Annotated in this window: 19 protein-coding genes; 9 read left to right on the top strand and 10 right to left on the bottom strand. The window is 48.7% G+C overall.

All coding sequences use genetic code 11. The features are described 5' to 3' along the window. Nucleotides 1-14: 14 nt before the first annotated feature. Nucleotides 15-941, bottom strand: a complete 927-nt coding sequence (locus SHEWANA3_RS05105; RefSeq protein WP_011716105.1) for a DUF808 domain-containing protein — start codon at nt 939-941, stop codon at nt 15-17. A gap of 310 nt (nt 942-1,251) precedes the next feature. Between SHEWANA3_RS05105 and rpiA the strand changes: the two genes are divergently transcribed. Beyond that, a complete protein-coding gene (rpiA, locus tag SHEWANA3_RS05100) occupies nt 1,252-1,911 on the top strand; it encodes a ribose-5-phosphate isomerase RpiA (protein WP_011716104.1) in 660 nt (219 codons plus the stop codon). A 91-nt stretch (nt 1,912-2,002) separates the two neighbouring features. On the opposite strand, the gene SHEWANA3_RS05095 is transcribed toward rpiA, so the two are convergent. Then, nucleotides 2,003-3,193: a class I SAM-dependent methyltransferase gene (locus SHEWANA3_RS05095; RefSeq protein WP_011716103.1), complete on the bottom strand. Its 1,191-nt coding sequence runs from the start codon at nt 3,191-3,193 to the stop codon at nt 2,003-2,005. Between the two features lie 468 nt (nt 3,194-3,661). Here SHEWANA3_RS05095 and SHEWANA3_RS05090 point away from each other — a divergent pair, with 468 nt between their 5' ends. The 3 genes from SHEWANA3_RS05090 (at nt 3,662) to SHEWANA3_RS05080 (ending at nt 5,886) form a co-directional block, all read left to right on the top strand. Next, nucleotides 3,662-4,114 (top strand): hypothetical protein, encoded by a 453-nt coding sequence (locus tag SHEWANA3_RS05090; RefSeq protein WP_011716102.1) that lies wholly within the window; start codon nt 3,662-3,664, stop codon nt 4,112-4,114. A gap of 78 nt (nt 4,115-4,192) precedes the next feature. Continuing rightward, nucleotides 4,193-5,074: a DUF692 domain-containing protein gene (locus SHEWANA3_RS05085; protein WP_011716101.1), complete on the top strand. Its 882-nt coding sequence runs from the start codon at nt 4,193-4,195 to the stop codon at nt 5,072-5,074. Beyond that, entirely contained in the window at nt 5,071-5,886 is an 816-nt protein-coding gene (locus SHEWANA3_RS05080) for a DNA-binding domain-containing protein (RefSeq protein ID WP_011716100.1), read from the top strand. The genes SHEWANA3_RS05085 and SHEWANA3_RS05080 overlap by 4 nt, the downstream gene beginning before the upstream one ends. An 11-nt stretch (nt 5,887-5,897) precedes the next feature. Here SHEWANA3_RS05080 and SHEWANA3_RS05075 read toward each other — a convergent pair whose 3' ends face one another. Next, nucleotides 5,898-7,031, bottom strand: coding sequence for an endonuclease/exonuclease/phosphatase family protein (locus SHEWANA3_RS05075; RefSeq protein ID WP_011716099.1), 1,134 nt, complete (start codon nt 7,029-7,031; stop codon nt 5,898-5,900). 680 nt (nt 7,032-7,711) lie between these two features. Between SHEWANA3_RS05075 and SHEWANA3_RS05070 the strand changes: the two genes are divergently transcribed. From SHEWANA3_RS05070 to SHEWANA3_RS05055, 4 genes are all read left to right on the top strand, one after another. Then, on the top strand, nt 7,712-8,413 hold the full coding sequence (locus tag SHEWANA3_RS05070) for a hypothetical protein (protein ID WP_011716098.1): 702 nt from the start codon (nt 7,712-7,714) through the stop codon (nt 8,411-8,413). Between the two features lie 22 nt (nt 8,414-8,435). Then, nucleotides 8,436-9,809: a magnesium transporter gene (gene mgtE, locus SHEWANA3_RS05065; RefSeq protein ID WP_011716097.1), complete on the top strand. Its 1,374-nt coding sequence runs from the start codon at nt 8,436-8,438 to the stop codon at nt 9,807-9,809. 292 nt (nt 9,810-10,101) lie between these two features. Continuing rightward, on the top strand, nt 10,102-11,190 hold the full coding sequence (locus SHEWANA3_RS05060) for a methyl-accepting chemotaxis protein (RefSeq protein WP_011716096.1): 1,089 nt from the start codon (nt 10,102-10,104) through the stop codon (nt 11,188-11,190). A 213-nt stretch (nt 11,191-11,403) separates the two neighbouring features. After that, complete coding sequence (locus SHEWANA3_RS05055) at nt 11,404-12,171, top strand: ABC transporter substrate-binding protein (protein ID WP_011716095.1); 768 nt, start codon at nt 11,404-11,406, stop codon at nt 12,169-12,171. Nucleotides 12,172-12,253: 82 nt separating this feature from the next. Here the strand turns inward: SHEWANA3_RS05055 and carB are convergent, their stop codons facing one another. The 7 genes from carB to SHEWANA3_RS05020 all read right to left on the bottom strand — a co-directional run bounded on the left by carB (nt 12,254) and on the right by SHEWANA3_RS05020 (nt 21,521). Then, nucleotides 12,254-15,478: a carbamoyl-phosphate synthase large subunit gene (gene carB / locus SHEWANA3_RS05050; RefSeq protein ID WP_011716094.1), complete on the bottom strand. Its 3,225-nt coding sequence runs from the start codon at nt 15,476-15,478 to the stop codon at nt 12,254-12,256. A gap of 27 nt (nt 15,479-15,505) precedes the next feature. Beyond that, nucleotides 15,506-16,666, bottom strand: coding sequence for a glutamine-hydrolyzing carbamoyl-phosphate synthase small subunit (gene carA / locus SHEWANA3_RS05045; RefSeq protein ID WP_011716093.1), 1,161 nt, complete (start codon nt 16,664-16,666; stop codon nt 15,506-15,508). A gap of 168 nt (nt 16,667-16,834) precedes the next feature. Beyond that, entirely contained in the window at nt 16,835-17,647 is an 813-nt protein-coding gene (gene dapB / locus SHEWANA3_RS05040) for a 4-hydroxy-tetrahydrodipicolinate reductase (RefSeq protein ID WP_011716092.1), read from the bottom strand. Nucleotides 17,648-17,719: 72 nt separating this feature from the next. Then, nucleotides 17,720-18,337 (bottom strand): FKBP-type peptidyl-prolyl cis-trans isomerase, encoded by a 618-nt coding sequence (locus tag SHEWANA3_RS05035; RefSeq protein ID WP_011716091.1) that lies wholly within the window; start codon nt 18,335-18,337, stop codon nt 17,720-17,722. A 192-nt stretch (nt 18,338-18,529) separates the two neighbouring features. Further along, complete coding sequence (locus tag SHEWANA3_RS05030) at nt 18,530-19,339, bottom strand: M48 family metallopeptidase (RefSeq protein ID WP_011716090.1); 810 nt, start codon at nt 19,337-19,339, stop codon at nt 18,530-18,532. 124 nt (nt 19,340-19,463) lie between these two features. Continuing rightward, a complete protein-coding gene (locus SHEWANA3_RS05025; protein ID WP_011716089.1) occupies nt 19,464-20,057 on the bottom strand; it encodes a GNAT family protein in 594 nt (197 codons plus the stop codon). 132 nt (nt 20,058-20,189) lie between these two features. Further along, nucleotides 20,190-21,521: a DEAD/DEAH box helicase gene (locus tag SHEWANA3_RS05020; RefSeq protein WP_011716088.1), complete on the bottom strand. Its 1,332-nt coding sequence runs from the start codon at nt 21,519-21,521 to the stop codon at nt 20,190-20,192. 534 nt (nt 21,522-22,055) lie between these two features. Between SHEWANA3_RS05020 and SHEWANA3_RS05015 the strand changes: the two genes are divergently transcribed. Continuing rightward, entirely contained in the window at nt 22,056-23,120 is a 1,065-nt protein-coding gene (locus SHEWANA3_RS05015) for a type I restriction endonuclease (protein WP_011716087.1), read from the top strand. The last annotated feature ends 262 nt before the right edge of the window (nt 23,121-23,382 follow it).

The raw sequence follows: 23,382 nt of genomic DNA, 5'->3' as shown, positions 1-23,382 counted from the left end.
GGATGAAAAATGGATCAGCTCCGCAGCTTTTGGAATCCCGTCATCAGCAGCACCGCCACCGCGCCCGCTGCAATACCAAAGAGCGCGTTGAGCACACTCGGCGTCAGTAACCCAAGTACAGGGCCGACGACGGCAATGGTTTCCACAAATTGCTCGGCATGGTGAATTTGCTCGCCGACCCAATGTAATCCATGGGTCAGAATGCCGCCGCCCACCATAAACATGGCGGCAGTACCAATAATGGTTAAGCTCTTCATCAACACGGGAGCCGCGCTAAGCAAGCCAAAACCCAACTTACGATTAAAGCGAGTGAAGCTCGACTCGCCCTGACACTGGCTCAGATATAGACCCGCATCGTCCATTTTGACAATCGCCGCCACCAGACCATAAACACCTATAGTCATCACAATACCGATAATCGCGAGGGTAAAAAATTGCGTCGTCAGCGACTTATCCGCGACTATGCCTAAGGTGATGGCGATAATTTCTGCCGACAGCACAAAGTCGGTGCGGATCGCGCCCTTCACCTTTTCCTTCTCATAGGCCGCGAGATCGCTTATCTCCGGTAAGTCAGATTCGCCCTGCTCCGCATGTTTGTCTTTTCGATGGCTATAGCTGTGGTGCAATTTCTCAAAGCCTTCAAAACATAAAAACAAGCCGCCGAACATCAATAAGGGGGTCACAGCCCAAGGAATAAAGGCGCTGATCAACATGGCTGCGGGCACTAAAATCAATTTATTGCGAAACGAGCCTAAGGCGACCGCCCAAACCACGGGTAATTCACGGTCAGCACTCACACCTGTGACTTGCTGGGCGTTTAAAGCCAAATCGTCCCCTAATACCCCAGCGGTTTTCTTGGCCGCGACCTTACTCATCACCGCCACGTCATCCAAAATGGATGCAATATCGTCGAGTAAGGTTAATAAACTCGCCCCAGCCATACATGCTCCCTTAAATAAATAATGCTGTTCTTATCAATTCTGCTTTCGCCAATTCTGCTTTCACCATAGTAACTTAGTTAGATTAAGCCCGCCTAGCGAATCGTCAATAGCCAAATGGGCTTTATCTTAGGCGCATCACTCATTTTAACGAGTTCACTTAGTGATTAAATCTGTAAGCACTGTAAACAGGACACTGCACGAGATCACCGCCCAAGATCACAGCTACAGTGCAATAGCACCACACACTTTGATGGAAAAGAGTATACTAAGCCCAGAATTTTTTACTCATTTGCCATTACAGGATGTCAACATGACTCAAGATGAAATGAAAAAAGCCGCTGGCTGGGCTGCTCTCAAATACGTTGAGAAAGACAGCATTGTGGGTGTAGGCACAGGCTCAACCGTCAATCACTTTATCGATGCCCTCGCCACCATGAAGGCCGATATTGAAGGTGCGGTATCAAGCTCAGAAGCCTCAACCCAAAAGATGAAAGCCCTTGGCATCCCAGTTTATGACTTAAACAGCGTCGATAAATTATCTGTGTATGTCGATGGTGCCGATGAAATCAACGGCCATATGGACATGATCAAAGGCGGCGGCGCGGCATTAACCCGCGAGAAAATCGTTGCGGCTGTGGCTGAAAAGTTTGTCTGTATCGTGGATAACACTAAACAAGTGGATATTTTGGGTAAATTCCCACTGCCCGTTGAAGTGATCCCAATGGCGCGCTCTTACGTGGCCCGTGAACTGGTCAAACTCGGCGGCGACCCTGTGTACCGTGAAGGCGTTGTCACGGATAACGGCAACGTGATCCTCGACGTTTACAACCTTAAGATCATCAATCCTAAGGAATTAGAAGAGAAGATCAACGCCATCGTCGGCGTAGTCACCAACGGCCTGTTCGCAAAACGCGGCGCCGATGTGTTATTGGTTGGCACCCCTGAAGGTGTAAAAACCTTTACCGCTTAAGGCAAGGTGAGTCAAAAGACTCCCATGCGAGAAACAAAAATGCCGGTGCAGTTGCACCGGCATTTTTTATGACCCTAGGGCTATTAAGCGATTACCACACTCGAGCCACTAAGCCCTTGAGGTAAAAACCTTCTGGGAAGGCGCTGCCAATCGGGTGATCGCTCGCCTGGCTTAAACGCTCAATAAATTGGATCTCACGTTTGGCATCTAATGCTGCATCGGCAACGATTTTTTGGAACAGATCCGCAGGCATTAATCCCGAGCAAGAGAAGGTCAACAGCACCCCGCCCGGATTTAATAATTGCAGCGCAATCATATTGATATCTTTATAGCCGCGGCAGGCGCCATTGAGCTGCGACTTATTGTCGGCAAACTTTGGCGGGTCGAGTACGATCACATCGAAGGTTTTACCCTCATCGCGGTACTGGCGTAGCAACTTAAACACATCGGCTTCGTTGTAATGCACATTGTCATCATTTAAGCCATTGACTCGCATGTTCAAACGCGCGGTATCGAGGGCAAGCGCCGATACATCGACGTTTTCAATGCTAGCAGCGCCGGCATTAGCGGCATACAGACCAAAGGTACCCGTGTAGCAAAAACAGTTCAGAACCGATTTGCCCTTCACAAACCGCGCCGCCATGGCACGGTTGTCGCGCTGGTCGAGGTAGAAGCCAGTCTTATGACCCTTAGTCACATCGACGGCAATCTTAATACCGTTTTCTTCAATAATGACGGGCATCTCAGGCAACGTGCCATGGAGTAAGCCCATGGTAGAGGCTAAGCCTTCTTTCTTACGGGAATCGACGTCAGAGCGCTCGTAAATCGCGCAATCGGGATACAGCTCGGCGAGCACATCAACAATAGTGTCACGCCATACATCGGCGCCCATGCTCAGCAATTGGCAGACCAACACATTGGCGTATTTATCAATAGTAATACCGGGCAAACCATCGGACTCAGCGGCAATTAAGCGGTAACCGGTTAAGCCTTGCTCACGAATGAGATCGTCGCGGCCCGCTTGGGCACGCAGAATACGGCGCTTAAAAAACTCACGGTCGATTTCTTCTTCGCGATCAAAAGTCCAAATCCGCACTTGGATTTGAGACTCAGGAGACCAGGCGCCACGGCCCAACCAATGACCATCATGGGCAACCACATCGACGGTCTCGCCCGCTTCGGGCTTACCTTTAACGTTGTGGATCCCGTTGGAAAAGACCCAAGGATGACGACGCTCAAGGGACTTTTCGCGACCGGGTTTAAGTTTGATTCTGACTGCCATAGTACCGCCTTAAAAAAGTACCGCCTTGCTAAATTGAACCGCCACAACAAACTGCGTTAAGTTCGTCAGGCGCCGTCTTCAAAAAATGGAAGCGGATAATATACCTAATATCGTTTGAGCGCGAGCCATCCACCGTAAACAACACACGTCCACCGTCAACCACGCGCGATAGTGCCGCGCTAAGTGATGGCGATCATAGCTTAGTTTTCGCCGTAAAACCCAGTTGTCACAGCCGATTTTTGGCAAGCCAGCGCGATTATAGATGAGATAAACAACATTGCGCTGAAAGATATTCTCCTCCCTTAAGGTCTTATTCCAGTAACAGGACTTAAGCAAAAGCTGCATAAGCAACTAGGCTTATTCCTGTATTTATCCATCCGCTTTATATGCTGCCTATTGGTGCTGTCGTTATAAAAGCAAGCTAATCAACAAGATACTCATATCGTCAGATATGCAAAGGAAGAGACCATGAATAAGAAAGCCCAAACCGCACTTTCAGGTGTAGCACTTGCTATGGCCATGGCTGGTATGGCAAGCCAAGTCAATGCAGCAGAACCCATGACCAGCGCCGACAGTAGCGACCTCGTCCACTGTTATGGCGTGAATACCTGTAAAGGCCATAACGATTGTAAAACTGCAGACAATGCCTGCGCCGGCCACGCCAGCTGTAAAGGCAGTGGATTTGTGGCTATGCCATCCAAAAGTTGTGGCGATGTCGGCGGCAAAGTAGCCGATGATTGGGTGGGCAAAATCGCCAATACCGAGCTAGTGCACTGCTATGGCATTAATACCTGTAAAGGCCATAACGACTGCAAAACCGCAGACAATGCCTGCGCAGGACACGCCAGCTGTAAAGGCAGTGGTTTTGTAGCCACCCCAGCCAAAGCCTGTGGCGACTTAGGCGGAAAAGTCGGCGCTTAAGACAAATAGGTGTTTATCGATAAAGAAGCGGTCGGAATGTGGGCCGCTTAAGCCATTCAGTCAGCATAAGGTTTATACATGGATAAGCAGAGTCTCACTCACCTCACCCTAGGTTTTGGTTTAGGACTGCGAACCCAACACTTCGATCATGTGCTTAGGCATCAGCCCGAGGTCGACTGGTTCGAAATACTCTCGGAAAACTTTATGGTCGCGGGCGGAAAACCCCGCTATTACCTGAGTGAGATTGCCGAGCGTTATCCGCTGGTGATGCACGGCGTATCTTTATCCATAGGCAGTACAGATCCGCTGAATATGGATTATCTTAAGGCGCTAAAACAACTCGCGAATGAAGTGCAGCCCCAATGGATTTCGGATCATATTTGCTGGACCTCTATTCACGGCATCAATAGCCATGACTTACTGCCCCTACCCTACACCGAAGAAACCGTGAGACACGTGGCCGAGCGCATCGGCATAGTGCAGGACTTTTTAGGCCGCCGTATTCTGATGGAGAACGTCTCCAGCTATTTGTCCTACCAAGATTCCACCATGAATGAATGGCAATTTGTTAACGCGGTAGCCGAGGAGGCCGATTGCCTATTGCTGTTAGATATCAACAACATCTACGTCAGTGCCCGTAACCATCAGTTTCCCCCTGAGGATTATCTGCTGCAAATCGCACCTAATCGGGTGCAACAATTTCACTTAGCGGGCCACTCGGATTACGGCGACTATGTTATCGACACCCATGATCACGACGTTTGCCCCAGTGTGTGGGAGCTGTATCGGCGGGCATTAACCCGCTTTGGCGGTGTGAGCACTATGATCGAGCGCGATGCCAATATCCCCGAATTTGATGCATTGGAAGCCGAATTGGCGATTGCCCGTAACATCGCCCGCACCACGTTAGGCGAGTCACATCCTCTGGTCCACAGACCGCGGCAGGAGACGGTGGCATGAGTCAACTTCGCGAGATCCAACAGCAATTTATGGATTATCTGCTGGCAAGTGCCGCCCAAACGCCGATACCAGAAACTATAGAGAAATCCTTTAGCGACAAGGTTGCCGAGCAAGGCGGCGTTGGCCGTGATATACGGATGCAGATTTACGCCAATGCCTATCGCATTCGCTTAACCGAAGTCCTCGATACCGACCATGAAATACTCGGTCTGTATTTAGGCGATGACTTATTCGCGCGGATGGCCAATGGCTATATCGCCCACCAGCCCTCACGTTTAACCTCGCTACGCCAATTTGCCGATGCCCTGCCCGACTACTTAGCCAGCGACGCTTTTTTTAGTCAGTATCCGATTATCAGCGATATCGCCAGATTCGAGCGCCGCCTACTCAACGCCTTCGATGCCAAGGATGAACAACGCGCAAGCTTTGCGGCGCTGCAATCTTTACCTGCCGATGCTTGGCCCTATTGCCAACTGCGTTTTCACCCTAGCGTGCAGCTATTTGAATGTGCCAGCAATGCGGTAGAAACCTGGCAAGCCTTAAAGCATCAACAAGTCCCGCCCGCGCCCGATTATCAAGGTAAACGCGCATGGCTACTCTGGCGCGGCGAGAGCCGTTTAACGGAGTTTATCTCCCTTGCAGAATACCAATTAGCCTTGATTCAAGGATTTATTCACGGGGCCAATATTGCCGAGCAATGCGAATTGATGCTGAACTTTTTTGCGCCAGAAGAGGCCATGCAGCAGCTGTTACAAGCACTGCAAGCTTGGTTTCAGTTGGGCTTGATATTGAGTGTTCAGCCGAACGATTAAAGTTTGAGATGCTAACGCCGCAGTGCTAATTCCACCATCACGGGCGCATGGTCGGTGCTATAGGCATCACGCTCATATTCCGGCCTGACTAAGTGTCTATCACAGGTCTGATAATCCACCACCTGCGCCAAACTGCGGCTATCGCTGGCATCAAACTCATTGGAAAGCAACACATAGTCCAGCACAGATCCTTTTGGGCCATAGTAATGGGTGGGGGCCCTATGCTCTCGATAATGGACGGCGTTATCAACTACATTGGCTTCGATAAACAGCTCATAGGCATCTTGTAATCGATAGTGGCCAAACACTTGCGCTAACGCCGCATCGGATAAATGCCCAAGCCCAGCGGCTTTAATATCGTTACTGTGCAGCGCTTCGCCTTGGAGCGTTAACGCATCTAACGCGCCTAAGGACAAACTATCGTTAAAATCCCCCATCAGGATCACCGGATATTTGGCACTCTGCCTTCTGGCGAGTATGGCATGGAACAGCAATGCCGCCTCGGCGCCCCGCTGCATGGTCGAGGCCCAGCGCCCGAGGGCCTGTTCGGTTAATAACTTAGTCTCGGCGTGTAACTTAAGATCCGACGGCGCATTTAACGACAAGCCCAAAGGATGCGGCTCAAGAGCCAATCCTGCCCGCTTAGATTTAAAATGCACCACATAGCAATCACAGGGGCCAATCTGCGGCACCGCCACCGTCGCCCGTAACACTTTACGGCTAAAGCTAAATTCGCTCGACAGCCCCATCGCCGCCACTAAGTTCGCCTCAGGCTCGATAGCGTGTACCTCAAGGATAGGGAAGCGAGACGCCAGTGCCACCACAGGGCTTTGGTAGATATAGTCACTGACCAAGGTCGCGCTATCGACCACCGCAAAGTGAGTGAGTCCCTGCTGCAACGCAAGCTGGCGTAACGGTTCGGGGCTAAAGACCTCCTGAAACCCGACAATATCCGGATGATGTTGATTCAACAACTCGCTAAACCATTGGCACTTTTTCTGCCATTGGCCGTGGCTATAGATATTCTCAAAGTCGTAAAAGGCTGAGGGCGGCTCGATAAAGTTAAATAGATTCACGGTCGCAATTTTAATATTCGATTGCGTTGACTCAGTTAAACTCGACAATTCTGGGGAATGCTGCGCCACGGTATTATTCCTCTTTAGCCAAATCATGCACTCAACAGCGCCTTTAACGGATTTGCGCGTCAAAATACCTCTTTACCCAACAACTTAGGCAAGAGATGCCATCTTAAGGCGTGATACCCAAGGTTATACCTAAATCGATTGGGTCATCAATCACAGCATGCTCATTGCCACCAGCGACCTAGGCAGGAAAGTCCATAAAACCAACAACAACCCCACTCGCAGAGAACATTTAGTCACCAAGGCACAACAAGATTAAAACTAACCAACTCAATTCACCCAAAAATAAAAACCATATTCAAACGTAAACATGACGAATTGGCGTTCGGGTTTGACTTTGCGTTTTCGCGGTTTAGAATCTAGCCACTTTTATCATTGCGGAGACCCACTGTGGGCACACACATAAGTGACAGTAGATGCCCTGTCCAAGTGACAGGATTAAACACCTAGCACTAGCCCGCAATGTTTTTGCTGCTACCTGCTAGGCAGGGTAGTAGCGTGACGCTTTCTCACTCCACTCCCATATATTCAATTTAAGCCTTTACTCATGGCCAATCATGCCCGTGCATGTGCTCGGCTATTGGTTTTATCCGGCCTTGCGCTGGAGCTAGAGTGCTGGCCATTGAATATATCTTCACACATGTTTTGCCCCAGTAGGCTTCCCTTACTTTGGGAGTTTACCTATGGCTTATATCAAGCACACATCCACCTTAGCTCGGCAACCTTTGGCTCTATTTGGGCTATGCCTTAGCGTCACGGCGAACGCTTCTTTGTTGGACCTTGATGATCCTGGCATCGCCGAGCGCTGCGAGCTGCAACTCGGCTGGCAACAACCTAGGTCCGATCACTCTGCGACAACGCTCAAAACGGCGGCGACCTGCAACCAAGGACAATGGGAATGGCACTTAGGTTTTGAACATCAACATCTAAGCGTTGAAGATCAAGCAGACAGCAGCAATAGCGAACAGCAAACCGAGCTGGGCATTAAATTGCCCTTGCACGTTGGCACGGGCCCTTGGCAGAGCGCGCTGGCCATGAATCTGCAACACCATCATCAAGACCATCACCCCATTAGCGCAGAAGTGCTCGGCATTATGGGATATCAGATGGCGGAGCGGGATTTACACCTCTATAGCAATTTAGGCTTTTATCAGCATGCGGCTCAGTCGCCGCAACTCATCGCAGGCATCGCCATTGCCTTAGCGCCAAGCGAAGATCAGCAATGGGTCGGCGAAATTTATCGCAAGGCACCCGAGGCACACGCCTACCGGCTTGCCTATCAATGGTTACTCAAAAGACAGTTGCAACTCGAATTCAGCCTAGGTAACGACCTTAAGGGAAACGCCCAGCAATTCGGTGCAGATATCACTTTTTTCTTTGGCTAATAGCTCGTTGGGAGAATGACCTATGAACATGAACAACAACCAAAAAAACACTAAGCAAATCATCTTAGCCCTGCAAATCATCCTAGAACAACGCGACAGCGCGAGCATGGTCGCCTTGGCCAAAGAGCGCCATCCCGCGGATATTGCCGCCGCGCTCAGCACCTTTAGTCAGTCGCAGCAATTAGTATTTTTGCAACTGGCACCGGCAAAAGTTGCCGCCGATTTACTGCGCTATTTAAGCGATGAGCAGCAAGCCGCATTAGTGCAACAGCTTGATAAAGCCACACTATCGTCGCTCTTGCTGACGATGGCGGCGGATGAGCGCGCCGATCTCTACAATCTGCTCGAACCTGAGCAGCAACAACTCTTCTTGCCCGTGTTAGCGCAGGCTAAACGGGAAGATCTGCGCACCTTAGCCGCCTACGATAAAACCAAGGTCGGTGCAGCGATGACATCGGACTACACCTTGCTCAATAGTCGACATACCGCCACCCAAGCGATTGATATGCTTCGCACGGAAACCGCCGACAAAGAAACCATATATCAAGCCTATGTGGTTGATATGTTGGGGCGCTTAATTGGTACCGTCTCGCTACGGCAATTACTACTGGCCCAGCCAGAAGAACGGGTGGTCGATTTCATGAAACCCAACCCCATTGCCTTAGATGCTAACGCCCAATGCCAAGAAGCGGTGCAGATGATCGCCCATTACGATCTGCTAGCTTTGCCCATCATCAATGGCAAGGGGCAATTAGTGGGGATTGTGACCTATGACGATGCGATGGATATTGCCAGCTCACAGGCCGATCTCGAGTTCACCAAAACCGCGGCCATAGGCAATATCGAGCACAATTTAAAGACCGCAAGCATAGGACTACTCTACCGTAAGCGCGTGGTCTGGTTGGTGATTTTGGTCTTTGGCAATATCTTCTCAGGGGCGGGCATCGCCTTTTTCGAAGATACGATTTCGAGCTATGTGTCTTTAGTGTTCTTCCTGCCCTTACTTATCGACAGCGGCGGTAATGCTGGCTCACAATCCGCGACCTTAATGGTGCGAGGCTTAGCCACGGGCGAAGTGATACTCAAGGATTGGCTCTCATTGCTAGGGCGCGAGTTAGGGGTTGCGGGATTACTCGGTGCCAGCATGGCACTGGCGGTGTCCTTGCTCGGTTTCTGGCGCGGCGGCCCTGAAATTGCCCTCGTCGTCGCACTGACCATGCAAATTGTGGTGCTCATTGGCAGCTTGATTGGTATGTCACTGCCCTTTTTACTCAGCAAGTTAAAAATGGATCCCGCTTCAGCCAGCGCGCCACTTATCACCTCAATAGCCGATATCATTGGTGTGCTGGTTTACTTTAGTATTGCCACTCTGATACTCGACTTACCGACGGCATAGGTAAATTGAGACTTAAAGTGCCGTTGCTCAATACACTCACCCAAAGGATAACGGCACAGCTCTAGGCTCAAGATTGATGATGGGAATACAAGGTATTCAGCAATAACTGACTTGTATTCCCTCATTATTAAGCATTTATTTGCTCAAGCTCATAAATCCACTGTTCTTTTATCAATGAAGCTTGGGCATACACTAATATTTAACCACCAGCAGCTTGCGATTTATTTCAACCTCGCTGGGGTTGCACCATAAAATTAATAAGCTGTCGCCATAACAATAACTAGAGGTTTATATGTGGTTTAACGCTCAACTCAAGTCTGAAAATAACGCTCTCAAGCAACAGCTCATTCAATTACAACAGCAGCATCAACAAGAATTAGATGAACTAAAAACCATCATCCATGAACACGAAACAATGAAACAACAGTCACGCCAAGCGGCCGATCTGTTTACCGAGGTCATAGCCTGTCAAAATCAGGGCGGCGAAATGTTAAATGCGATCCGAGATGGCTTAGCGGGCAGTGCGACTCAACTCACCGAAGAAAAGGATTCTCTCTCCGAACTTGATGCCATTTTCGATCAAACTAGGCTCGCCATTGCGAACTTAGGCCAAAGGGCACATGAGATAAACACTCAGGCTAGCCAAAGTATGGAAGCCGTGACCGCTCTTAATGGCACGACAGCGTCCATCAACCAGTTTGTTTCTGCCATTCAAGGGATCTCAGAGCAAACCAACCTACTTGCCCTCAATGCCGCCATTGAAGCTGCCCGCGCGGGCGAAGCAGGCCGCGGTTTTGCCGTGGTCGCCGACGAAGTTAGGCAACTAGCGAGTAAGGCTCACGAGGCCAGCAGCCAGATTGAAAAGTTGGTAAAACAGATAGTTACCCAAGCAAGCGAGATTAAAAATATTGTTCATACCAATCAATCCAGTGCCAGCGATATTGCCGCCTCATCGACACAAATCGGCCACGTGGTTGAGGATGTCCTTCAGCGGTCACATAAAATGCAGCAGGTGATCCATAATGCGGCAACCACCTCTTTCCTAAACACCACTAAACTCGACCATGCAGTCTGGAAGAGTAATGTTTACCAACTAATTGAAAAACCAAAGCATGATCATAGCGTTAATTCACATACCGAATGTCGCTTAGGCCAATGGTATTTCAAAGGATTTGGCGCGGAAAATTATCAGCATTTAAGCAACTTTAAAGCCCTAGATACTCCCCATAAGGCGGTACACGATGCGGGTAAAGCGGCGTTGGCAGCGAGACAAAAAGGCAACTTGTCCGACATGGTTAAACAACTCCATGTGATGGAAGACGCCAGTATGCGGGTAGTCCAGTGCATAGACCATTTGATGCATGATGTGTATCAGCGTTAATGGATTTTAGTCCCCCAAAGAGCACTCGCTGCTCTTTGGGTTTATTTATCCTGTAAAAGGCAAATTAGTAGCTTAGCCGAGATACTTTTTTCACATTGCTATTTACAAAATAATCTCGGTTAGCTATTGATAGCCGTACACTTATCATCTTTAATTCATTCAGAGCACGCCGTGAGACTCTAATATAACGTTCTAATTTTTTTAGGGTTATTAATGAAATTTTTCACAGGCCTACTGCTATTACTCACCGTTGGCGCCTTTCCCTTGCGCGTAGCAGCCACACTGAATATTTATACCGAAGAATGGGCCCCCATTAGTTTTTCCGTCGACGGCAAACCCGATGGTTTAGCGGTACAAGTGGTGCAAGAAATCCAAAAGCGTGTGAATAATCAGGATCCCATCAAGGTGGTGCCCTGGGCACGCGGCTGGAAAATCATGACGGAACAAGCTAATACAGTGCTGTTTACTATGACTCGTACCCCCGAGCGAGAACAGCTGTTTAGTATGATAGGCCCAGTCGCCGTTGGCACGACAAACTTCTACGCACTCAAAAACAGTCAACTCAACATTAGCTCGATTGATGATGCTAAACAGGCTAAAGCCGTAGGAGTGTATCGCTCCTCCGTTGAGGAACAATTATTAATGGAGCATGGTTTGACGAATCTCGCTCCCTCATCGACACCACTACTGAGCGCTAAGCAACTGATGAAGCGCCGAATCGATCTCTGGTGCAATGCCAATCTTACCGCCCCAAGTATTCTCGCCGAAGCGGGTGCGAGTATTGATGATGTCAAATCCCTCTACACTATCAGTGCGAATCATCTATACATTGCCTTTTCGAAGGGAACGCCAAGTGAAGAAATCGATAAATGGAAAGAGGCACTTATCAGCATTAAGGCCGATGGCACCTTTGCACAAATCTATCACCACTGGCTGCCCAATGATGCGCCGCCAATGGAAACCGAGCGCATTGGGCAATAAATTTGAGCGTAAGTTTTTGAACGCAAAAACAAAGGCCGGATAACTTAAGTTATCCGGCCTTTTGATGACAGAGGCTTATGGCTTATTTAGCCAATACGCGCTGATGCAGCTCTTGCACTGAGGTCACGTTAGTGCGGTCGTCCGCAGCGTGTGCCATACAAGTGGCGAATGCTGCGTTCATGGTCGTGGTGTAGTTCACTTTGTAACGCAGTGCACCGCGACGTAATTGACGAGAGTCTTCAATCGCTTGACGGCCTTCGGTGGTGTTCACGATATAGGTGTACTCACCGTTCTTGATGCGGTCAAGAATGTGTGGACGGCCTTCGTGTACCTTGTTCACTAAGCGTGGGTTGATACCCGCTTCACCTAGGATAACCGCGGTACCGTGGGTGGCATCAATTTGATAACCCAGCTCAATCAACTTAGCGGCTAAGTCGGCAACACGTTTCTTGTCGCTGTTACGCACAGACAACAGAGCACGACCAGACTTAGGCACTTCAGAAGTCGCACCTAACTGCGCCTTAGCATAGGCTTCGGCGAAGGTATCGCCCACGCCCATCACCTCACCTGTTGAGCGCATTTCAGGGCCTAACAGTGGGTCAACGCCAGGGAACTTGTTAAATGGCAGTACCACTTCTTTCACTGAGTAGAAAGGTGGGATCACTTCTTGAGTGAAGTTTTGCGCCTTCAAGCTTTGACCCGCCATCACACGGGCGGCAATCTTAGCTAACGGTACACCTGTCGCTTTCGATACGAATGGCACGGTACGCGCTGCACGTGGGTTAACTTCAATCATGTAGATTTCGTTATTCTTCACGGCAAACTGTACGTTCATCAGACCGACAACACCCAGCTCCATCGCAAGCTTACGCACTTGTACGCGCATTTCGTCTTGGATAGCTTGGCTTAAGGTGTAAGGAGGCAGTGAACAGCCAGAGTCACCTGAGTGAACACCCGCCTGCTCGATATGCTCCATGATCGCGCCGATAACTACAGTTTCACCGTCACATACGGCGTCGATATCCACTTCGATAGCATCGTCTAGGAAGTGGTCTAACAGTACTGGCGAAGCGTTAGATACGCTTACCGCTTCGTTGAAGTAACGCAGTAAATCCTGTTGGTCGTACACGATTTCCATCGCGCGGCCGCCCAGTACGTAGGATGGACGAACAACTAATGGATAACCGATACGCTCAGCGGCAATCACAGCACCTTCAACTGTGGTGACTGTATCGTTTTCAGGTTGCTTCATTTCCAAGCGTTGAATCGCTTGCTGGAAACGCTCACGGTCTTCTGCACGGTCAATCGCATCAGGGCTAGTACCAATAATGGGCACACCTGCCGCTTCAAGGGCACGAGCCAGTTTCAGCGGAGTTTGACCACCGTACTGTACGATAACGCCCTTTGGCTTCTCGATACGGACGATTTCTAATACGTCTTCTAGGGTAACAGGCTCGAAGTACAGACGATCTGAAGTGTCATAGTCGGTAGAAACGGTTTCAGGGTTACAGTTAACCATGATAGTTTCATAACCGTCTTCACGCAGGGCTAATGCCGCGTGCACACAACAGTAATCGAATTCGATACCTTGACCGATACGGTTTGGACCGCCACCTAACACCATGATTTTCTCACGGTCTGATGGGTTCGCTTCACACTCTTCCTCATAGGTTGAGTACATGTAAGCAGTATCAGTAGCAAATTCAGCCGCACAGGTATCTACGCGCTTGTACACTGGGTGGATGTCGAAACGGTCACGCAGTTTACGGACTTCAGTCTCGTTTACGCCAAGGACCGCCGCCAGACGCGCATCGGCAAAGCCTTTACGCTTAAGCTTACGCAGCAGCTCTTCGTTAAGACCGGCTAAACCACCTTCGGCCACTTGGCCTTCCAGCTTAATCAGCTCTTCAATCTGAACTAAGAACCATGGGTCGATGTTGGTTAAACGGAAGATTTCATCCAGGGTTAAACCCGCACGCATCGCATCGGCGATGTACCAAATACGGTCACAGCCTGGCTCTTTCAGCTCGAGGCGAATACGCGCTAGTGCATCGGCTTTGGTTAAGTCAGTGATTGGGTCAAAACCGTGACGGCTCACTTCTAAACCGCGCAGGGCTTTTTGCAGTGACTCTTGGAAAGTACGGCCAATCGCCATGACTTCGCCCACTGACTTCATCTGAGTGGTTAAGCGATCGTTTGAGCCAGCAAACTTTTCAAAGTTAAAGCGAGGTACTTTAGTCACGACGTAGTCGATAGCTGGCTCGAATGACGCTGGCGTACGGCCACCAGTGATGTCGTTCATCAGCTCATCAAGAGTGAAACCGACCGCTAACTTGGCGGCGATTTTCGCAATCGGGAAGCCCGTTGCTTTAGACGCCAGTGCCGATGAACGTGATACGCGTGGGTTCATCTCGATGATAACCATACGGCCATCTTTCGGGTTGATACCAAACTGTACGTTCGAACCACCAGTTTCAACACCAATCTCACGCAGTACCGCCATAGAGGCGTTACGCATCAGTTGGTATTCTTTGTCAGTCAGGGTCTGCGCTGGGGCAACGGTAATAGAGTCACCGGTGTGCACGCCCATTGGATCAAAGTTTTCGATAGAACAGACGATGATGCAGTTGTCGTTACGGTCACGAACCACTTCCATCTCGTATTCTTTCCAACCAATTAAGCTCTCGTCGATGAGTAGCTCTTTAGTTGGCGATAAATCTAAACCTTGAGAACAGATTTCTTCGAACTCTTCCTTGTTGTAGGCGATACCACCGCCCGAGCCACCCATAGTGAATGATGGACGGATAATACAAGGGAAACCAACGAGGTCGAGTACACCATAGGCTTCTTCCATGCTGTGGGCGATGCCCGCGCGTGGGCACTCTAAGCCGATGCTCTTCATGGCTTTGTCAAAGCGGCTACGGTCTTCTGCTTTATCAATCGCATCGGCGGTTGCACCGATCATTTCAACGTTGAATTCAGCCAGTACGCCTTTGGCTTCAAGCTCAAGGGCGCAGTTCAGCGCGGTTTGACCGCCCATGGTTGGCAGAATCGCATCAGGACGTTCTTTCGCGATAATGTTACGTACCACTTCCCATTGGATTGGCTCGATGTAAGTGGCATCGGCCATTTCAGGGTCGGTCATAATGGTGGCAGGGTTAGAGTTCACCAGAATGACGCGGTAACCTTCTTCACGCAGGGCTTTACAGGCTTGAGCGCCTGAATAGTCGAATTCACACGCCTGACCAATAACAATTGGGCCTGCACCTAGGATAAGAATACTCTTTATATCTGTACGTTTTGGCATTGCTTCTCTCTTCTCCTAGCTTGCGTATTACTTAGCGTTCTGACGGTATTGTTCAATAAGCTCGATAAAGTGATCGAACAGTGGGGCCGCATCGTTCGGACCTGGGCTCGCTTCAGGGTGACCTTGGAAGCTGAACGCAGGTTTGTCCGTTAGATGGATACCTTGCAGTGAACCATCGAACAGTGACTTGTGGGTCACTTTGATATTGGCAGGTAATGTGGCTTCATCGGCAGCAAAACCGTGGTTTTGGCTGGTGATCATCACGTTACCTTTTTCGATATTGCTCACTGGGTGGTTAGCACCGTGGTGACCAAACTTCATCTTTAAGGTTTTCGCGCCTGATGCCAATGCCAGTAACTGGTGGCCTAAACAGATACCGAAAATCGGCGTATCAGTTTTCAGGATTTGTTGAATCGCTTCAATCGCGTAGTCGCATGGCTCTGGGTCGCCAGGACCGTTAGAGAGGAACACACCGTCTGGGTTCATCGCTAACACGTCAGCAGCCGATGTTTTTGCCGGAACAACGGTGACGTCACAGCCACGGTCAACCAACATACGCAGGATGTTTTGCTTAACGCCATAATCGTAGGCAACGACTTTGTACTTCAGCGCTTCGGCAGGTGTATCTTCAGGCAAGCCGCCCACTAAACGCCAGCTACCCTTGCGCCATGGGTAAGCTTTGTCAGTCGTCACTTCTTTTGCTAAATCCATGCCCTTTAAACCTGGGAAGGCTTTAGCCGCAGCCAGTGCTTTCGCTTCATCTAAGTCAGCACCTGCCATGATGCAACCCGCTTGGGCACCTTTTTCACGGAGGATTCGAGTTAATTTACGAGTATCGATATCTGCGATGCCAACAACATTGTTCGCTTTGAGATAATCACTGAGGGTTTGCTGATTGCGGAAACTACTTGCTACGAGTGGAAGATCGCGAATGATTAAACCACAAGCATGAACCCCATTGGATTCGACGTCTTCATTATTGGTACCAGTGTTACCAATGTGGGGGTAGGTTAAAGTTACTATTTGGCGTGAATAAGAGGGATCAGTTAAAATTTCTTGGTATCCTGTCATGGAAGTGTTAAAAACAACTTCACCAACAGAGAGACCATCGGCACCAATTGCTGTGCCAGTGAATACGGTTCCATCTTCGAGTACGAGTAAGGCAGACTTTGTCAACGCGACCTCCATAAAGAGCCAAGCCACTGAAATATAATGTTTTTATGCTATGTTAAGATACCAATTTCCGCTTATTTACGAAATTTTGACAAATTCCAGCGAGTTTACAGGATAAATCCAAACTCGTCTACACCTTGGTATCTGAGTGCAAAAAAAAACGCCAATATGGCGTTTTTTCTGTTAATTCAAACCTAATACCTGCTGCATATCATACAGACCCGGTTTTTGCTCCACTAACCAATGGGCGGCACGCATAGCGCCATTTGCAAAGGTCATACGACTAGAGGCTTTATGGGTGATCTCTAAACGCTCACCGATATCGGCAAACATGGCGGTATGCTCACCGACTAAGTCGCCCGCGCGCACAGTCGCAAAACCGATAGTTTCACGGTCGCGCTCGCCAGTGATCCCTTCGCGGCCATAAACAGCGCATTTTTCGAGATCACGACCTAAGGTCTTAGCAATCACTTCACCCATTTTTAGTGCCGTGCCAGATGGCGCGTCTTTCTTATATCTGTGGTGACCTTCGATAATTTCGATATCGGTGTAATCGCCCATGACCTCTGCGGCCAACTCGAGCAATTTCCACATCAGATTGACACCCACAGACATATTCGGCGCCATCACTACCGGCGTTTGCTCGGCAAAGGCATTGATCTGTTCTTTTTGAGCATGATTGAAACCAGTTGTGCCGATCACCATGGCTTTCTTATGACGCACACACCAGTCTAAATGGACAATACTGGCCTCTGGCGCAGTAAAATCAATCAGCACATCAAAGTCATCGGTCGCATAGTCGAGCGAATCCATGATAATGACATTTAACTTACCCACACCCACGAGTTCGCCCGCATCCACGCCGACTAAGCTTGAACCGGGACGCTCGATAGCCGCGCCTAAGCGAATGTGCTCTTGATGATAAGCCGATTCAATAAGAGTCCGTCCCATGCGTCCACCCGCACCGACAATTGCAACTCTCACTTGTCCACCCATTTCAATCTCCTCAAACCTGTTCATCACTTCCATACAAAAACGCCTAAGACTGGCTTAGGCGTTTCAATCACATTAGACGATGTCTAATAACTCGACTTCGAATACTAACGTTGAGTATGGAGGAATAGAAGCACCCGCACCACGCTCACCGTATGCTAAGTGATGTGGAACGAATAACTTTAACTTGGTACCAACTGGCATCAGTTGCAGAGCTTCAGTCCAGCCAGCGATAACGCCAGATACTGGGAATTCAGCTGGTTGACCACGAACAACAGAGCTGTCGAACACGTCACCATTGATGAAAGAACCATGGTAGTGAGTACGTACTGTGTCTTCGTAGGTTGGTTTTGCACCGCTACCTTGAACTAATACTTCGTATTGCAGACCAGAGTCAGTCACGATCACGCCTGCACGCTTAGCGTTTTCAGCTAAAAAGGCTTCGCCTTCGGCAGAAGCTTCTGCTGCAGCTTGCTCTTGAGCCGCTTGAATGCGACGGCTGATCTCAGTGAATGCAACTTGCATATCTTGCATAGATACAGCGCTTTCAACGCCAGCAAATGCATCGGCTAAACCTGCTTGAACGGCAGCAATATCCACACCTTCAAAAGAATTAGCAGCCAGTTGCTCGCCCATTTGACGACCTACACCATAGCTTGCTTGCTGTTCAACAGTACTGAATTTATCAGACATAATTAACGACTCTCAATGTTCAATGGAATTTTGCGCGCCAGTTTATCATAGTTCCACGCCCTATGCTGATAAACTGACTGCTTATTTAACTTTGGCGGCGATTTTACGTAACCGATGCGTATTTATCCAGCAATAGCGCCTAATTGCGGCAAGATAAGGCCTGCATCTAAACGAGCGCCACGCCCTAAATCGCTATTTCGGCAACACGCATTGGTTTTTAACACTTGCCTTTGCGCTCTGATACAAAGGCTGCATTTGCCCCTGTAATTGCTCGAGTTGGGCGATACGATTGCTGTTGGATGGATGCGTTGATAACAGCTCTGGCCCTTGGCTACCACCCGCTTTCGACATATTGTGCCACAGCACCACGCTCTGCGCTGGGTCGAATCCCGCCCTCGCCATCAGCTCCAGCCCCATCACATCTGCCTCACTCTCCTGAGCGCGACCAAAGGGTAAAATCACCCCGACCTGCGCCCCCAGTCCTAAGGCAGACATATATAAGTCACGGTTTGAGACTCCACTCGCGCCAAGGGCTGCATCGGCGATTTGCATCCCCATGCCCGTCATCTGCGCCCGAGAGACCTGTTCATTACCGTGTTGGGCTAATACGTGGGCCACTTCATGGCCTAATACGGTCGCCAGTTGGTCCGGAGTACTCGCGACGTTAAGTAAGCCGGTATACACACCAATGTGTCCGCCAGGCAATGCAAAGGCGTTAACTTGCTCGGAGTTGAACAAGACGACATCCCACTTCTGGCTTTGATCGGGCAGCACTGCAGTGACGCGATTCGCCACGCAATTTACATACTGAGTCAGCTTTTTATCGCTACTGATCTTTTGCTGCTTTTTCATTTCTTCAAAAGAAGCATCCCCCATTTGCTGCATTTGCGATGCCGAATACAGCAAGGTTTGACCCCTCCCCGTGGGCGATTTAGTGGTCGCGCAGCCCGATAATCCTAACGTGAGTCCAACCGCCACTAAGGCGAGTGTTGTTGCTTTCATAGGGAACTCCTTAATCCGAACGAGGCCGAACCTAGCTAATCATGATTAAGATTTTACTGAGATAGCAAGCAGAAGCCAAACGACATTCAGAACTTGCCTTAAAGCCGAGTGAGCTTTGAGCCCGTTAAGGTGCAATATAGTCTCCCCTTAACATGGCATAGAGGTATTCATCGCCCCATGCGCCCTTAAAGAAGATATTTTTGACATAATGGGCTTCGCGCCGAAAACCGAGTTTTTCGAGTAATCGACAGCTGGCAAGATTTTGAGTATCGGTTATCGCAATAACACGATGCTTATCTAATTCCACAAAGAGGTAATCCAGTAATGCGCTGACTGCCTCAAACGCAACCTGCTGACCTTGATACTCAGGCGCAATCGTAAAGCCGATTTCCATTTGCTGCTCATCAATAAAATACAGCGCCAAATCGCCCACTAAGGTGGCAGGCGTTACAAGCGATGCCGCAGTGACAATCGCCAATTGAAACCAAGTGTCCGCCGCGCCAAATTGTGCGTAATCCATGTTCTCGAATAACGCGACAGCATCGCTATAAGAGTAATCCGTCCAGCTTTGATATTTGGCGACCTTAGGCTCGGCTCGATAGGCAGTAAAAGCCTCGAGATCCGCTCGCTGAAATGGCCGAAGCCTAAAACGTTGAGTGATTAACCCGTGATTGACCATGTGGTGAAGTGCGTTACTTATCGCTAATGTCGACGCCATGCCGGATCCTTTAATCAGAGTAAGCCTCTAATGTGAGTAAGCTTCTAATATGAATAAGCACACAGGTAAACAGCAGCCAATAAGTGCTAGCAATTTATGGATAGCAATTTATGGATAGCAGCACAGGCTCTCTCAACGCTTACCTTTAAAGGCTTTTACACTGTGCTTATTAAGACTGCGACGATTTGCCTGTTTATCCCGAGGTGGGCGCTTAGGTGCCACTTTATTATCAGTACCGCCCTCTCTGGCTCTTTCGCTCGGCTTATCAGTCACAGGAAAGTCCGCCAATGATGCTAACGGTAACTCACGCGCCGTCAAGTTGCGGATCGCGGTTAAGCTTAGCATTTCACCATGACACACCAAAGAGATGGCGAGCCCATTAGCGCCCGCCCTTGCGGTGCGGCCAATGCGGTGCACATACACAGGCGCACTCGTGGGTAAGTCTAAGTTGATCACCACAGGCAAGGCATCGACATGAATCCCACGGGCCATTAAATCCGTCGCCACCACCACTTGAATGCGATGGGCTTTAAAGTCGGCCAAGGTCTGACTGCGCACAGTTTGATCTTTTTCGCCGTGCAGCGCAGCAGCATTTATCCCCGCCTTAAGTAGCCGTTTCGCTATCGCATCCGCATCGTCGCGGGCACTGATAAACACCAGCACCTGCGGCCATCGATACTGTTTGAGTAATGCAATCAATGCCTGCGCCTTGCTGCCCTTATTGACTAAATACAGTCGCTCTTCGATGTCGGCGGCGACAGCATTGCGCGTACTGGCCTCAACCCGTTGGGGATTATTGGTCAGCAATTTACCCGCCAAAGAATCTAAAGCCTCTGGCAAGGTGGCAGAAAACAGTAAGGTTTGCTTACGCTTAGGCATCATTGCCATCAGCTTTTGCACATCTGGCCAAAATCCCATTTCCAGTAAGCGGTCGGCTTCGTCTAACACTAGGTATTTAATCGAGTCGAGACTGATATGGGACTGTGTGCATAAATCCAATAACCGCCCAGGGGTTGCCACGATAAGCTGCGGTTTAGCGGTGAGTTCAACTAATTGTTCTTCCTGCGCTATGCCGCCACAGAGAAGCTGAATATTCAAAGGGACAGGTGATAACTGAGTCGCCAGCGCTTGCAGTGCCATAGTTACCTGCTGCGCTAACTCCCGTGTCGGCACGAGCACTAAAGCCTGCGCCTTGCAGGCCGAGGATGACACTGACTCGAGTTGTTGATGGATGGCTTGCAGCAAGGGCAAACCAAAAGCCAAGGTCTTACCGCTACCGGTTTGCGACAGCGCTAACACATCTCGCCCCGCAAGAATCGCCGGAATCGCTAATTGCTGCACCCGTGTCGGATGCTTGAGCCCGGCAGGCAATACCGAACATAACGCCGAATTGATGCCAAGCTCAGCAAAGGTTAACGACTCAGGAGAAGGCTCTGGGGAAGTAGAAGGCTTAAGAATGGTCATCGCAACACCAATAAAAACATGGGAGCGAAAGTTTACGCAGAGTTGGCGTTGAATACCAATGTTGTTTCGGCTTTGACTAAAGCCTTGGGATAGTTGTTTCGTCATATCCAGTGACGTATCGAATTACCAACTATCGACAAGCAATCATTGAGTTAAAGGTTTTTAAATCAAAGTCGTGGGTCTTCAACCCACACCCGACCAAGCGAAGTTACATGCATTAGAGACTAGCTTCGTGCTTATTCGAAAATCGCTAACGCTTCCGATGGTACATCCTGTACCCCGAAAGCTAACTCGGCATCCATGCCTCGCTCACGCGATTTCCTTCAACGCCCTTCAGCAACTTCGCAGGGGAAGGTGTATACCTCTTGTTTTGTGTTCGGCTGTAAATTTTTCAAAAGAGAATAGCTTACTCGTCCCGAACATTTGATTTTTATAAACCTAAAGTGTGCACAAAGTGATCAATGTTGATTTTTTGGTACAACGTTCTGATATAGGCTATGTTTGTTTACTGAGTCAAACTATGAGGCCAATAAGATGGATTTTATTGAACGTATAAATGTTTTAGCAAAACGTATTCCACAAATTCAAAGCAATTTGCAGACTGAGGAAGCTACAAAAAACGCCTTAATTATGCCTTTCTTAGATAAAGTATTAGGATGGGATGTATACGACCCAACGGAAGTTATTCCAGAGTTTACTGCTGATACGATAAACAAAAAGGGTGAAAAAGTTGATTACGCTTTAATGAAGGATGGAGAGGTTCAAATACTCATCGAATGTAAGAAATATGGTGAAAAGCTTACAATTAAACATGCTTCGCAATTATTTAGATATTTTTCAGTTACTAATGCCCGTCTTGCAATACTTACTAACGGTTCAGAATATCAAATATTTACTGACTCCGATGCTCCAAATAAAATGGATGAAAAGCCATTTTTGAAATTTGATTTAGAAGATATAGATGAACATATTATTCCAGAAGTTAGGAAACTCGCTAAATCTGTATTTAATATTGATTCTATTGTAAGTAGCGCTGGAGAGTTAAAGTACCTCAGTCAAATTAAGAAAATTGTGGCTGAGCAATTCAAAGAGCCAGAGGAGGAGTTTGTAAGATTTTTTGCTTCAAGAACGTATGAAGGTACTTTAACACCAAAAGTGAAGCAACAATTTCATGATATAACGCAAAAAGCTTTGATGCAGTTTTTGAGTGATAGCATTAATGAAAGAATAAAAACAGCATTAAATAATGATAAGTTAACTGAGGTACCACAAACCGATGTACCTTCAACTCCCGAGGAAGAAAAGAATAAAGTAATAACGACAGAAGAAGAGGTTGAAGGTTATAACATTATCAAAGCTATCCTAAGACAGAAGGTTGATTTGAGTCGTGTTGTTGCTAGGGATACACAAAGTTATTTCGGTATATTGCTTGATGATAACAACCGTAAACCACTCTGTAGATTACATTTTAATGCAAAGCAGAAATATCTAGGCCTTTTAGATGCTGAAAAGAATGAAACAAGGCATCCAATTAATAACTTAGATGAGATATTTAACTTTAGTGAGCAATTGATGAATACAGTCAACTTTTATGAGTAGTCAATGTCTACTCGAAATGTGATGTGTATACCATCCCCTCGGAGTTGCCGCAGGGCGAATAGGCAAATTGCGTGAGTCTCGCCATGGATGGCGAGCTAGCTTTCGCAGGTGCAGGGACGCATCCTTCGGAAGCGATAGCAAATTTGGCAATGAGCACAAGGGGCTTTCAACTCCGTTGGGGACGCCGGGGGATATCCAAAAGGGGAACAGGCGCTTTTCCCCTTTTGGTCGGGTGTGGGGTGAAGCCCCACGACTTTGACTT

It is taken from the genome of Shewanella sp. ANA-3, assembly GCF_000203935.1.
In the GTDB taxonomy this organism is placed as follows: domain Bacteria; phylum Pseudomonadota; class Gammaproteobacteria; order Enterobacterales; family Shewanellaceae; genus Shewanella.
The sequence above is the reverse complement of the archived record's forward strand: the minus strand, read 5'-3'. Positions and strand labels throughout refer to the sequence as shown.

What these genes read in the sequence shown, in the direction of transcription:
- SHEWANA3_RS05080 (WP_011716100.1), top strand. Translation starts at nt 5,071, where the DNA reads ATGAGTCAACTTCGCGAGATCCAACAGCAATTTATGGATTATCTGCTG.
- carA (WP_011716093.1), bottom strand. Translation starts at nt 16,666, where the DNA reads ATGGAGGTCGCGTTGACAAAGTCTGCCTTACTCGTACTCGAAGATGGA.
- SHEWANA3_RS05030 (WP_011716090.1), bottom strand. Translation starts at nt 19,339, where the DNA reads ATGAAAGCAACAACACTCGCCTTAGTGGCGGTTGGACTCACGTTAGGA.
- SHEWANA3_RS05070 (WP_011716098.1), top strand. Translation starts at nt 7,712, where the DNA reads ATGGCTTATATCAAGCACACATCCACCTTAGCTCGGCAACCTTTGGCT.
- SHEWANA3_RS05085 (WP_011716101.1), top strand. Translation starts at nt 4,193, where the DNA reads ATGGATAAGCAGAGTCTCACTCACCTCACCCTAGGTTTTGGTTTAGGA.
- SHEWANA3_RS05035 (WP_011716091.1), bottom strand. Translation starts at nt 18,337, where the DNA reads ATGTCTGATAAATTCAGTACTGTTGAACAGCAAGCAAGCTATGGTGTA.
- carB (WP_011716094.1), bottom strand. Translation starts at nt 15,478, where the DNA reads ATGCCAAAACGTACAGATATAAAGAGTATTCTTATCCTAGGTGCAGGC.
- rpiA (WP_011716104.1), top strand. Translation starts at nt 1,252, where the DNA reads ATGACTCAAGATGAAATGAAAAAAGCCGCTGGCTGGGCTGCTCTCAAA.
- SHEWANA3_RS05015 (WP_011716087.1), top strand. Translation starts at nt 22,056, where the DNA reads ATGGATTTTATTGAACGTATAAATGTTTTAGCAAAACGTATTCCACAA.
- SHEWANA3_RS05095 (WP_011716103.1), bottom strand. Translation starts at nt 3,193, where the DNA reads ATGGCAGTCAGAATCAAACTTAAACCCGGTCGCGAAAAGTCCCTTGAG.
- dapB (WP_011716092.1), bottom strand. Translation starts at nt 17,647, where the DNA reads ATGGGTGGACAAGTGAGAGTTGCAATTGTCGGTGCGGGTGGACGCATG.
- SHEWANA3_RS05020 (WP_011716088.1), bottom strand. Translation starts at nt 21,521, where the DNA reads ATGACCATTCTTAAGCCTTCTACTTCCCCAGAGCCTTCTCCTGAGTCG.
- SHEWANA3_RS05025 (WP_011716089.1), bottom strand. Translation starts at nt 20,057, where the DNA reads ATGGCGTCGACATTAGCGATAAGTAACGCACTTCACCACATGGTCAAT.
- SHEWANA3_RS05105 (WP_011716105.1), bottom strand. Translation starts at nt 941, where the DNA reads ATGGCTGGGGCGAGTTTATTAACCTTACTCGACGATATTGCATCCATT.
- SHEWANA3_RS05090 (WP_011716102.1), top strand. Translation starts at nt 3,662, where the DNA reads ATGAATAAGAAAGCCCAAACCGCACTTTCAGGTGTAGCACTTGCTATG.
- SHEWANA3_RS05060 (WP_011716096.1), top strand. Translation starts at nt 10,102, where the DNA reads ATGTGGTTTAACGCTCAACTCAAGTCTGAAAATAACGCTCTCAAGCAA.
- SHEWANA3_RS05055 (WP_011716095.1), top strand. Translation starts at nt 11,404, where the DNA reads ATGAAATTTTTCACAGGCCTACTGCTATTACTCACCGTTGGCGCCTTT.
- mgtE (WP_011716097.1), top strand. Translation starts at nt 8,436, where the DNA reads ATGAACATGAACAACAACCAAAAAAACACTAAGCAAATCATCTTAGCC.